Annotated in this window: 14 protein-coding genes; 3 read left to right on the forward strand and 11 right to left on the reverse strand. The window is 36.3% G+C overall.

The genetic code is table 11. From position 1 onward, the window contains the following. Positions 1–82: 82 nt before the first annotated feature. The 11 genes from HMPREF2603_RS07145 to HMPREF2603_RS07195 form a co-directional block, all read right to left on the reverse strand. Positions 83–553 carry a Na+/H+ antiporter subunit G gene (locus tag HMPREF2603_RS07145; RefSeq protein WP_002479960.1) on the reverse strand — a complete coding sequence of 157 codons (471 nt, stop codon included), beginning with the start codon at positions 551–553 and terminating at the stop codon, positions 83–85. Continuing rightward, positions 531–827 carry a Na(+)/H(+) antiporter subunit F1 gene (locus HMPREF2603_RS07150; protein ID WP_023015570.1) on the reverse strand — a complete coding sequence of 99 codons (297 nt, stop codon included), beginning with the start codon at positions 825–827 and terminating at the stop codon, positions 531–533. The genes HMPREF2603_RS07145 and HMPREF2603_RS07150 overlap by 23 nt, the downstream gene beginning before the upstream one ends. Further along, positions 824–1,312 (reverse strand): Na+/H+ antiporter subunit E, encoded by a 489-nt coding sequence (locus tag HMPREF2603_RS07155; protein WP_002479962.1) that lies wholly within the window; start codon positions 1,310–1,312, stop codon positions 824–826. The genes HMPREF2603_RS07150 and HMPREF2603_RS07155 overlap by 4 nt, the downstream gene beginning before the upstream one ends. After that, positions 1,312–2,808 carry a Na+/H+ antiporter subunit D gene (locus tag HMPREF2603_RS07160; protein WP_002479963.1) on the reverse strand — a complete coding sequence of 499 codons (1,497 nt, stop codon included), beginning with the start codon at positions 2,806–2,808 and terminating at the stop codon, positions 1,312–1,314. Before HMPREF2603_RS07160 ends, HMPREF2603_RS07155 begins: the two co-directional genes overlap by 1 nt. After that, positions 2,795–3,142, reverse strand: coding sequence for a Na(+)/H(+) antiporter subunit C (locus HMPREF2603_RS07165; RefSeq protein WP_023015572.1), 348 nt, complete (start codon positions 3,140–3,142; stop codon positions 2,795–2,797). The genes HMPREF2603_RS07160 and HMPREF2603_RS07165 overlap by 14 nt, the downstream gene beginning before the upstream one ends. Then, positions 3,139–3,564, reverse strand: coding sequence for a monovalent cation/H+ antiporter subunit B (locus tag HMPREF2603_RS07170; RefSeq protein WP_002479965.1), 426 nt, complete (start codon positions 3,562–3,564; stop codon positions 3,139–3,141). The genes HMPREF2603_RS07165 and HMPREF2603_RS07170 overlap by 4 nt, the downstream gene beginning before the upstream one ends. Next, positions 3,551–6,034 (reverse strand): DUF4040 family protein, encoded by a 2,484-nt coding sequence (locus tag HMPREF2603_RS07175; protein ID WP_060804428.1) that lies wholly within the window; start codon positions 6,032–6,034, stop codon positions 3,551–3,553. The genes HMPREF2603_RS07170 and HMPREF2603_RS07175 overlap by 14 nt, the downstream gene beginning before the upstream one ends. A 55-nt stretch (positions 6,035–6,089) precedes the next feature. Then, positions 6,090–6,650 (reverse strand): tyrosine-type recombinase/integrase, encoded by a 561-nt coding sequence (locus HMPREF2603_RS07180; protein WP_023015574.1) that lies wholly within the window; start codon positions 6,648–6,650, stop codon positions 6,090–6,092. A gap of 210 nt (positions 6,651–6,860) precedes the next feature. After that, complete coding sequence (locus HMPREF2603_RS07185) at positions 6,861–7,070, reverse strand: hypothetical protein (protein WP_023015575.1); 210 nt, start codon at positions 7,068–7,070, stop codon at positions 6,861–6,863. A gap of 150 nt (positions 7,071–7,220) precedes the next feature. After that, positions 7,221–7,916 (reverse strand): hypothetical protein, encoded by a 696-nt coding sequence (locus tag HMPREF2603_RS07190; protein ID WP_060804429.1) that lies wholly within the window; start codon positions 7,914–7,916, stop codon positions 7,221–7,223. A 10-nt stretch (positions 7,917–7,926) separates the two neighbouring features. Further along, a complete protein-coding gene (locus HMPREF2603_RS07195) occupies positions 7,927–8,805 on the reverse strand; it encodes a hypothetical protein (RefSeq protein WP_060804430.1) in 879 nt (292 codons plus the stop codon). Between the two features lie 197 nt (positions 8,806–9,002). Here HMPREF2603_RS07195 and HMPREF2603_RS07200 point away from each other — a divergent pair, with 197 nt between their 5' ends. From HMPREF2603_RS07200 to HMPREF2603_RS07210, 3 genes are all read left to right on the forward strand, one after another. Beyond that, positions 9,003–10,214: a hypothetical protein gene (locus tag HMPREF2603_RS07200; protein ID WP_060804431.1), complete on the forward strand. Its 1,212-nt coding sequence runs from the start codon at positions 9,003–9,005 to the stop codon at positions 10,212–10,214. A 20-nt stretch (positions 10,215–10,234) separates the two neighbouring features. Continuing rightward, positions 10,235–11,362 carry a hypothetical protein gene (locus HMPREF2603_RS07205; RefSeq protein WP_060804432.1) on the forward strand — a complete coding sequence of 376 codons (1,128 nt, stop codon included), beginning with the start codon at positions 10,235–10,237 and terminating at the stop codon, positions 11,360–11,362. A 370-nt stretch (positions 11,363–11,732) separates the two neighbouring features. Next, positions 11,733–12,365, forward strand: a complete 633-nt coding sequence (locus HMPREF2603_RS07210) for an ATP-binding cassette domain-containing protein (RefSeq protein WP_060804433.1) — start codon at positions 11,733–11,735, stop codon at positions 12,363–12,365. The last annotated feature ends 10 nt before the right edge of the window (positions 12,366–12,375 follow it).

Consider the following 12,375-nt stretch of genomic DNA (forward strand, 5'->3'; position numbering starts at 1 on the left):
TACGACAAAACAGTATTGAGGTTGGCTGAACTAAAAATACGCACGCCATAGTTTAGAAATTCACTATAGCGTGCGTATTAGATTAGTCATCTTTCTTTTTATAACGAATTGTCGGCTGATGCTCACCTTTTGTGAACGCTTCTGTTGCTTTTCGTCTGCGTTCAGCCCGTAACTTTCTGTTTTTCTTAGCTTCTCTTTTATTATAAGCAATATTCAAAGAAGCCCCTTTTTGGGTGTTGTCTTTCATATACATATATGAACCAACGTTATAAGCCGTACGTACAATCATTTGCCCAGCGACTGGTGACGTCATGTATAAGAATAAGATCGTTAATAGCGTTCTGACACTGAAATAATCACGTGTAAACCAGAAATAAATAAATACACCAATTAATGAAAACAACACAGATAAGGTTGAACTTTTCGTTGCGGCGTGTGCACGCAAGAAGATATCATCAAACTTTAAAATACCGATGGCACTAATGAGAGCGACAATAGATCCCAACAAGATAAGGACAGCTGCGAATAAACTAACGATTTCGTTTATTATCAAAGATTCGTCCTCCTTCTACGAAGCGTGAGATACCAATGGTACTCAAGAATGCGAGGATAGCGATAATTAAGCTCGCATCTAAGAAAGTTAAGGTGTTTAAGACGATACTGAGTAAGCCTACAATAGAGATAATCATCGCACCAATACTATCAAATGCGACCACCCTGTTAGGTGTTGTCGGTCCTTTAATCACACGTATCAAAGCGATAATCACCGCAATACCGTAAATGACTAAAGCACTCCGTATCATCCAATCTATGACCATTTCAATCATTTGAGCACCTCCCATATCAAACGTTCATATTTCTTAATCTGCTTGGTTAAAACGGCTTTATCTTTTTCAGAAACATCGATCGCATGAATAAAGAAACGACTGCCATCAGGTGATACCCTGAGTACAAGCGAGCCTGGTGTCAACATGATTAACAAGGTCAATAAAGTAATCGCCCAGTCTCTTTTCAATGACGTTTCATAAATTAATAAACCTGGGTTCATGTCATGTGATTTAAATAAGATATAGTTGATGGTTGATAAACTCGATATCAACAGCTGCATATTATAAATCAAAATGAATTTAGAAATAATCCAGACTTTCTTTAAGTAGAAGACACGTTTAAAGAAGAATCGATGGATTAAATATACAATCGCAATACCAATCAGATATCCAGCAATAAATGTAGACAAGTGGAATTTATCTTCGTCTTGAAAGAGCGTCCATAATACAGCAATTAAAATATTCAGGGTTAGTTGGGCTAACATTATTCCACCTCCACATTTGGGATAACTGATTTGATATAGTCACTAGGGTTTATATTAAATTCAGCCGCATGATGTGCGACATCTAAAATCCATTCGGCACAAAGCCCCATCAGGATAGTCGCAACTGTTAATAAAATCATCGCAATCAACTTATGCGGCAAGATTGGTTGTCGTTGGACTACAGGCATCTCTTCTCTACCGAAATACATATAGAAAAAGACTTTCAATAAACTATACATCGCAATCAAGCTGGTGATAATCATCAGTGCGACACCGACCACATATCCTTCAGCGAGTGCACCTTGTATAATCAGTAATTTCCCAGGAAATCCACTGAATGGCGGTACGCCGCCAATAGATAATGTGACAATAAATAAAATAATACCTAATGACGGATGCGTATGAATCAAACCGCCCATTTGTTTATAACTTCGGTAACCTGTTAAGACAACAAAGACACCCATGACTAAGAATAATAAGGTCTTAATAATCATGTCATGACCGGCATAGAAAATCGCACCTGTCACACCTGCTTGATTCAAGGTACTGATACCCATGACTGAGAAGCCGATAGACAAGATAACTTGATAAGCGGCTATTTTCTTCACATCTTCATAACCCAGTACACCGATAGCACCAATAATCATCGTAATGATTGCCATATAGTACATGAGTTGATGTGTAATATCAGGCTGTTGATCAAATAACAACACCATGACACGGATTAACGCATACACACCGACCTTTGTCATCAATCCCGCAAATAACGCAGCTAATTCAGTATTTAATGCGGCATAGGCTTTAGGCAGCCACATAAACATGACTAAAGCTGCTTTACCGCCGAACACGAAGATCATAATAATCGCAATCATTGTCATCATCGGCGGTTGGTCACTTTCACTTATCCGCATCGCTAAATGACCGAAGTTCAATGTGCCGAGTGTGCCATATAAATAAGCGACACCGATAAGGAAGAACCAAGAACTGACAACGTTCATTACGACATAAATGACACTCGCACGTAATTGTTCTAGTGTTTGACCAAGTGTTAATAAGACGAACGACGCAATCAACATAATTTCAAACATCACGTACAAGTTGAAAATATCAGCAGTTAAGAAACTGCCGTTGACACCTGTCAGCATAAATAAAATAAAGGATGGTAAGAAATAACGGTTCGCAAGATGTTCACGCTTACCAAAACCAAAATAAATAACACAAGTAACCACTAAGTTGGCAATTGTGACAAAGAAAATACTTAAAGTATCGCCGACAAATTGAATGCCGAATGGCGGCTGCCAATCACCAAAATTGATTACTAGCGGTTGATGTTGATAGACATACGCTAATAAATAAGCTGAAACTGCTGTGTTGATGATTTGAATCGTAATCGCGATACGTCTCGTAACCATTAAACGTTCTTTAAAGAAGAATAAAATTAATCCTGTGACTAAAGGCAACAACAGTGGGATTAACATCATATTATTCATCGACATCATCATCCTCACCGCGTAACGCTTCAATTCGGTTTACCCGTGTCACTTTATAAGTACGATAGACTAAGACAAGTAAGAATGCGGAAACCGCAAATCCGATGACAATTGCGGTTAAAATCAACGCTTGTGGTAAGGGATCTACATAATTACTGCCTTCATCGTTAATAATCGGTACTTTTGTACCATCAAAGCCGCTCATCGCTAAAATGACTAAGTTTGCGACGTGTGTATAAATGGCAGTACCTAAAACAATCCGAATTAAGTTTTTCGATAAAATCATATACGTACCTGCAAAAGTTAAAATACCAATAATTATAATAAGTATGACGTTCAACTTTTATCACCACTTATCGCAAGCATAATTGTCGTCACTGAACCGACGACTGTTAATAAAATACCGAATTCAAACAATGTCACACTTGAAAGATGCACTTTCTCTAAGTAAGGCAATGTGACGTAAACATCCTCATGTGACAATAAAGGGTGTCCAAAAAACATTGGTACGATTGCGGTAGCAATGGATAATAAAGAACCTGTAATCGTAACTGCTCTGAAATCAAGCGGCAGTGAACGAATGACCTTTTCAACATCAAAGGCTAGAAACATCAGGATAAACGCTGAACTGAAAACTAAACCGCCGATAAAGCCGCCACCTGGATTATCATGACCCGCTAAGAAAATATAAGAACCGAAGGTCAAAATAATGAAAACTGCTACTTTAGAAATCGTTTCTAATACAATGTCATTTTCGTGCATCTGAATCACCCTTTCTGATTTTGAATTTAATTAAGGAATAGATACCGAGACCCACTATCATAATGACAATGCCTTCTAACATGGTATCTAGTGCTCTGAAGTCTCCGAGAATTGCGTTGACAATATTTTTAGAACCTGCCAATTTATCACTATGTTCATAGAAACTTGAAATCTTATTAAACGCTTGTTCTTGTTGTGCAATAATCACAAATGTCACGACAAAGAGCGACATTAATAAAGCAATAGATAGCTTGACCGCTTCTTTCCCGACATGTACTTTATCTCGTCGTACGTTTGGTAAATGGTAAAAGACTAATAAGAATAAGATAGTCGTAATCGTTTCAATCACTAACTGTGTCATCGCCAAGTCTGGCGCTCTCATTAAGACAAAGACAATCGCAATCGTATAACCGATAACACCGTTAATAATAATCATCGCCATACGTTCACGTAAGAACACTAATGCAACAGATAAGAAAGCAATATTGGCAGTGACTAAAATTTCAAACCACGTAATCGGCTTCACTTTGAAACCTTCAACAGGTATCCAACCGACGCGAATAAAACCATAAGCCAACATACCGAAGAATAAGAAATAAATCACATGTAAGTATTGATTTAATCGGTTATTCATCATCAACTGCATCCCGCTTCTACTAAAACGCTCACTTCCGCTTAACATACCCCGATAGATACTGTTGATGGATAGAAACTCTGGTAACTTGTTGTAAACATTCATCCAACGTGAACGCCATAAGAGTAAAATACCCACGACATAAATCGTTAAGGTAATCCATAACTCAGGGCTTAAACCGTGCCATGCGGCAATGTGCGGAATAAATGGTGCCACTTTATCTGAATGTCCGATATCACGTAAGGCAGGACCGATTAAATATCGCCCTAAGACGTTCGGGATAATAAAGAATAATGGCATACCGAGTGTAATCACTGCCGGCGCAATATACAGTCCTACTGGCTCATGTTCAGGTACTTGCGGTAAGCCCTCTTTGTGTAACGGGCCAAAGAAAGTATCTTTGACTAAACGTAAGCTGTAAATGAACGTAAAGAGACTGGCAACCACACCAACAATCAACATCACAGAAACAAAGACTTGGTCATACATCGTAAGTTTTTTCGCGCTGACCAATGTCGCAAAGAACATTTCCTTTGATAAGAAACCATTAAATAACGGGAGACCTGCCATCGCCATTGCGCTGATGGTCATCATCACAGTTGTGACTGGCAATAGTTTACGTAAACCGCCTAAACGCGATAAATCACGTGTGCCTGTTTCATGATCTACAATACCAACACCCATAAAGAGCACACTCTTAAAGAGCGCATGGTTGATTAAATGAAACAGTCCCGCAAATAAACTCGCAACATAAAAGGCTTGGAACCCTTGTGCTTGGTGACTATATGCTAAAAATCCAAAGCCGACCATCGACATAATCATGCCGAGTTGACTGATTGTGGAATAAGCAAGCAATCCTTTTAAGTCACGTTGTCCAACTGCCACAAAGGAACCGACCATTAAAGTGATAATACCAATTGTGATAACAATATAAGCTACCCATGGCTCATAACCTAATATCGGTGTAAAACGAAATAGTAAGTATAATCCGGCTTTAACCATTGTCGCAGAGTGCAGGTAAGCACTGACAGGTGTCGGTGCTTCCATCGCATCTGGCAACCAGATATGAAATGGAAATTGTGCCGATTTCGTAAAGGCACCTAATAAAATAAAGACAACCGCAAGTGGGAACCAAGGAGATTCATACATCGTTTGGCGAACGGGAATTTGCACTAATTCAGAAATAGTATTTGTACCGGTAATGTTAAATAAAATAACAAACCCAACCATCATAAACATGCCGCCAAAGACAGTGATTAAGAATGATTTCATTGCGCCTGCCTGACTTGTTGGTCGGTTATACCAATAAGCAATTAATAAGAAAGACGCAATACTCGTTAACTCCCAAAATACGTACAGCAGTATGGTATTATTTGCTAGCACAACGCCTAACATCGCAAACATGAACATTAATAAATACACGTAGAACCTTGGCAAATCATCATGTGCTTTTGATAGGTATGCATTCGCATATAATACAACACCTGTACCAATTAAAGTGATTAACAAGGCAAAGATTAAAGACAAGCCATCTAATCTGAACGCAAAATTTACATCGATTGACGGCATCCACGGCAATGAAACCATAACCAGTTGATTGGCGGCGATACGTGGAATCATGGTTATAAAATAAATTGCGCTGATAACGGGCGCACTTAACGCTATCCATCCAGCTTGTCTGCTTATAGTTGTTCTGTACCGACCTGTGTTATGCGTAATTTCTTGTTGTGCTTGTTCTGATGCTGACGCTGGTCGTGCAGAACGATTCGGCAGGTTTGTCATGAGTACGAACAACATCACAACAATAATAAAGACAAACAGCCAAATAAGGCTCATAAGAAGTGAGACTCCTTTCTATAGTTGAGTTAAAGTCATATCTAAAAAATAAAAATTAAAGATCTAATTGAATCGTAATCGTGCGGTTTTGTTGCGGAACATCTATAAATTTGAGGGTCTCAGATAAAGTCTGATGACCGAGGTATTTTTGTATCACTGTAAGCGGTGTACCCGATTGGTACGCATGATAAGCAAAAGTTTTTCGTAAAGATTGAAGACCGATTTGAGAGAGTCCATTTTGAACAGCAGCATCATGAATAATACGATACGCTTGTTGGCGAGAGAGCGGACGCTTTGTTTTCATAGAACGAAATAGATAATCGTCATGACCAATTCCTTTATCTTTCATAAATTCATCCAATTCCTCACATAACGATTGAGGCAATGGCACATTAATTTCAGATATCCCAGGTTGTCGCCAAACATTAATCACAGCCTGACAATGCTCATCTTGTGTTAAAACATCTAGTCCTTTTAGATGAATTAACGTACTAATTCTTAAACCTGTATGTATCGCTAAACGAAACAACAAATAATCACGCTGGTTATGTTCACGTAACGTTTCATACATCGCTTCAATGTCCGATTTATCTTTAATCGGTAACACACATTCCATGAAAAGACCACTCCTTTCTAATTAACAAAATATTGCCACATTAAATTAATGATACTTAATCATTATAATTCATATTTAAGTAACATTAAAGCAACGAAGTCTCATTTTTTCAAAAAAATTAAAATCGTTTATTTGTTAAAAAGCATAAAAAGAAGCGAGCCAAAGCTCACTTCCTTTAACTTGTATTAATTTTTAATATCACAAATCGCGCTAAAATTCTTTATCCTTCTTAGAATGCTTCATTACTTTTGGAGGTTTCCCTACTAAGAAATATGAAAATAAAATGACTAATATGCCTAATAAGGCTGAATAAATGAGGATATATAACTTTTCATTTGGCATTGGAATTATGTATTGCATTGTACAATAGACTAAAAATGCGATTAACCCTATTCTTATCGCATAACCAAAACGGCTCATACTTAGACCTCCAAATCTGATAGACGTTTTAAAATCCTTTACCATTAATTGTCACAGTTCTTATTCCTCTTAACTTCACCGTATCATTCTTTTAAACTTTTATTAATTATTTCCATTAAAAAGAAGCGAGCCAAAGCTCACTTCTTACTATTAATCCAATCGAATAGGTTTTTGATTTTCATTATTCCCAATTACGATTTTATTTGCGACTGCTTGTATTTGTGCTGATGATATGTTCATTTTCTTTAAATCAGAAATATTATATTCAGTAATACTGCCATCAGCTAATTTTTCAGGATAATTTTCATAGGCTGCTTGTGAACGCCAAACCGCAACTTTATCATGAGACACACCAATATAAACTGCATATGGACCCGATTGCGGGTCAAATGTATAAAACTTCATGCCTTCAGGTGCTTGAATCACAGTAGGTTCAAATCTCCCTTGTAATAAGCGCACTTCATTTACTTTGAAGTGGTGTATTTGATCTTGAACTATAGCCGAATATTTACCTTCTAACACTTCTTGCCCTGTGATATATTTTTGATCAAAATTCAGGTTCAATATCATCAATGCTACATTGTGTTTAATCTCTTGTTCTGTTAAAGGTCCTTTTTGTGTTTGCGGTTCTTCTTTTTGATTCTCTGTACTTTCTTTTGAAGTATTGGTTTGATTATTATTTTTTGTTTCTGATGTTACTTTGTCTTGTTTAGCGTTTGTTTCTTTTGTCTCTGTTTTCTGTTCTGATGACTTAGAAGTTTGTTTATCTTCTTGTGATTGTGTTCCACATGCGGCTAATAAAAGTAGACTCAAGATCATTGTGAGTATCATTCTAAGTTGTTTCATCTTTTACGCCTCAATTCTCAGGGACAAACTGTAATGTGTGCGGTGTTGCTTGATAGATATGTCGTGTTAGCGCATTGATTTCATTTGAATCGAGTTTCAACTGTTCAAGTTCTTTCACTTTAAAGACTTGTGTCTCTTCTTCTTGAATGAATTGATTATAATCTAATTTTACTTTTTGAGATACTGCATCTTCAGAACTGATTGTTGATTTACCAATAACGATTTCATTATCAGATACACCGATTACTGTTTTCTTGTCAGGATCTTTTGTATGTGTTACAAAATAATACTGCATGCCTTCAGGACCATTTTCAACTTGCGGTACTTCTAGAGATTGGAAAAGTACATAGTTTGGAATGCGCACTTGTTGACCGTCATCTGTTTTATAAGTTTTTTGTTTTAAATCTTTAGCATTAACGTAAGTTTTGTTTAATTTAGGGTCTAACAACATCATCGCGATATGTTTTCTATCCATATCTGCTTCAGGACCAGGCGCAAGATCCTCAGGCCCTTTAACTTTACCGCCATCTCTTTCTAAATTTGGTTCTTCATTTTTCTTTGATGAATCTGAGGATTGAGCATCTTTTTCAGTTGTTGCTTTATCAGCTTCTTGTTGCGTTTGTTTAGCTTGTACATTCTTATTTGTATCAGTGTCAGCATGCGCTTTATCTTTTTTCTCCGCTTCATGCACTTCTATTTTTATATCTTGTTTAGTGTGGTACGTCGTATGTGTTTGTTTTTTCTCTTTAGGTGATTGGTCTTGTGATTGAGTGTCGGTTGTTTCTTCTTGTTTTTGGTCTGCTTGTTTTTCATTGTTGTCTTTATGGCCACAACTTGCTAAAAGTAGAGTTGAACAAAGCAGTCCAAGCAATAAATGATGTCGTTTCATGATGTATACCTCCCGATACTTTATTCTTTATATATATTATACATTAGAAGCTACTTTTCCACTATGTAATCCTTATCAAATTCGTCTTTTTAATAAGTTTTGTTTCTTGTCATTGCGGGAACTTATTAATTATGTAATTATAAATGAATTCAAAATTAATTTTGTTCATAACTTTGTAGAGAGAAAGGAGGCAATTTATGAGTGAGATTAAAGTAGGAATCATTGCTGCTCCAGGGTTTCCTATGGATTTATCAGAGACACTAGCTGAACAAATGCCTACTTCACTAAATAGTAAATTAAAAGAAGATATCAAATGGACCTTCGAATGTGTTTCTGACCCATTAATTGGTTCTGCGGAAGACGTCAACAAAAGTTTAGACGCAGCTCAATCTCTTAAAACCCATCATAAATGGGACTATGCGATTGTTGTGACAGACTTACCCATTGTCGAACAACGTAAAGTAATAGTAGGTAATTTAGATGAACCTATGGCTACTGGATTAATCTCAATTCCGGCTTTAGGTTTATTTGGTGTGAAACGTAAATTGAAACAATGTCTGCTTTATTTTGCGGAAATTATATATTTACATCAATCGAATGAGGATTATCAAACGAAAAAATTAAATCTTTCATTATTTACACGTGTAAAGCCCATTAGAAATATATTCGATGATAAACAAGAGAATGATATGGAAACGCAAGATGATCAAGAAGCCGGAGATGATACCTCACACTCCAAAACAACAACCAAGTTTATTTTAAACCCACTTATTATAAGTTGGATTTTATTATTAGCTGGAATGACCAGAGCCAATCAACCACTTAAAGAAATTCCAAACTTCAAAAAGATTATTTCTATTTCCTTTGCGACAGCTACATACTTAACCATTTTCTCTACCCCATGGCAATTAAGTATTGAATATACTAACTTAAGATTTATCTTTATGACGACACTAGCCATTGGCGGAATGACCCTTTGGATTATGTATGCACACTCGTTATTGGAACATGAAACTTCGTTAACAACTAAAACTTATCGAACAGTTTACAATGTAACAACTGTCTTAACTCTATTGATTATTATTGTATTCAGCTATCTCATCTTATTCTTACTGCTTACAATCAGTGTCGCTTTATTCGTGCCGAATGATTTATATAACATGCAGACGATTAATGAAGGTCAGCGTACCCTCGGACAGTTCTTGTACCTTGTATGGTTTGTGACATCACTTGGTTTCTTAGCAGGTGCTTTAGGCGCATCTGTCGAAAACGAAAAGAAAATTCGTGCTATGACTTACTCTTATCGTCAACGTGCACGCTATGAAGAAGCAAAAGAATGGGAAGCTTCCAATTACTATTCATCAGAATCACACCAAAAAGATAATGATGATAACGATCAAAACAATTAAAGAAAGGAGGATGTAAATTTATGGAACAACTTGTCGTAGGCATTATCGCTTCACCTGGTATTGCGAATAAACTTTCGCATAAATTAGTAGACACATTACCCGGTTTATTAAATGACTACATTTCATCTCAATACGAATGGAAAATTGAAGTCATTGTTGATGCGTTAACAGGATCTGCAGAAGATGCAGACCAAGCCTATCAAAAAACCGAAGACTACTTAGATCGTTATAACTGGAACTATATTATCAGTTTAACTGACTTACCATTACTTCATGATAATGAGTCAGTCATCGCTGTTGATATCAACGAAGAAAACGGGGCTAGTATTATTTCAATTCCCGCTTATGGTTGGCGTCCTGTTACCAAACGTCTAGAAAGAACAGTGCTGACGATTATTCATGAAATCAATCTATTTTTCAGTGACAACCCAAATCAAAACAATGAAGATGAAAATCATCAAGCAACCTATCGAGAAATATTCCCTTTCTCAAAACTAAGAAAAATCCGTACTTACACTGATGATACACATACGATGCATATCCGTTATATTGTCGCATCTAAAACATCTGGTTACTTCCGTTTACTCAGTGGAATGACCTTTGCGAATAACCCATTAAGATTAATGCAAAGTATGAATAGTGTAATCGCAATCGCATTTACAACCGGCGCATCCGGTTTAATCTTCTCCACCATGTGGTCTTTAAGTAATACCTTTACCACATGGAGATTAACAGTCATGTCCCTCTTTGCGATTTTCGGTATGATTTTATGGATTATCTTAGCGCATAACTTATGGGAAAGTGAACGCTTCAGTATTAATAAACGTATTACGCGGTTGTATAATTTAACAACTCTGACCACACTGACAACGTCAGTCATTATTTATTATGTAACACTCTTTACAATATATTTGATTGCGGCTTCTGTATTATTACCAGCGCCCTTCTTAGGAAAGACTTTAGAACTCGGACATCCTGCCACATTTACTCTTTATCTGTCTATCGCATGGTTCGCAGCTTCTCTTTCAACAATTGCGGGTGCCATTGGTGCAGGTATGCGTAACGAAGAACTGGTACGAGAAAGTACGTATGGTTCTAGACAACAAATGAGAAAAGCCCTAATCAAAGAACGTTCTGATAATAACTAACTATTGAAATCAAGATGCAATGACATCTTGGTTTCTTTTTTTATTTACTTATACCCCATACGGTAGCCTAACGGTTGTCTGCGTTCAGACATCCGAACCTCTTAAAACCGCTTAAAATCAATACTTCTATACAAAACGCTTTAACCTCCAATTAAGTATCAAATGAAATAAGCAGTATGTCTTGTAAGCGAATTATTTTTTGTAATTTTCTTACGCATGACAAAAAATTCACAAATTATTACCAAAAGACAAATTATAATGATTTGATATTTATGATACGCTATATTTAAGAATTCCTAAAAATTTTGTTAAAACTTGTTAAATAGTATCACTCGAAAACTTTACAATTTTAGCGAGGGAGCCGAGTTAAATGGAAATCAAACAGTATGTATTGCGTATCAAAAGCAAAATCCTATTACAGCCGACTGACTTGGTATTTCACAAAGGTGAAATCAATCATATTATTGGCAGAAATGAAGTTGGCAAGTCTCAATTAGCTAAAGATTTCGTACTTAATCACAGCGGTCATATGCGCCCAGAGATTACAGAAAACACAACTTTGATTAGTAATGCATCATGTATTCCAAGAGATATCACTAAAGATTTTCTCATTCAATTACTCAAGAGTTATTTTATTTGTACCGTCAAAATCGATTACTTGGGTGACTTGTTAGGGATTGAAACTATTCCTGATCACATCCCTATTCGAAAATTAAACAAAGGACAACAAGAAAAGCTGAAGCTATTAAGTTTTCTATCAGAAGACAAACCTATCATCATTTTAGATGAGATCACAAAAGACTTAGACGAAACAACAGTTCACGACTTCTATACTTTCTTTAATAACTATATTTCGGATAATCCTGAAAAAGTAATTATCAATATTACACATAGCGCAAAAGATTTAACATACCTACCTGGTAAGTACTTTTTATTTAAAGACCTGACGATTGAAGAATATGATTCTAAAGAAGCAGTTGTCGATGAATACATTTGTTTCTAAAAACTTGAGG

Origin of the sequence: Staphylococcus sp. HMSC055C03 (genome assembly GCF_001809385.1) — a bacterium.
Lineage (GTDB): Bacteria > Bacillota > Bacilli > Staphylococcales > Staphylococcaceae > Staphylococcus > Staphylococcus simulans.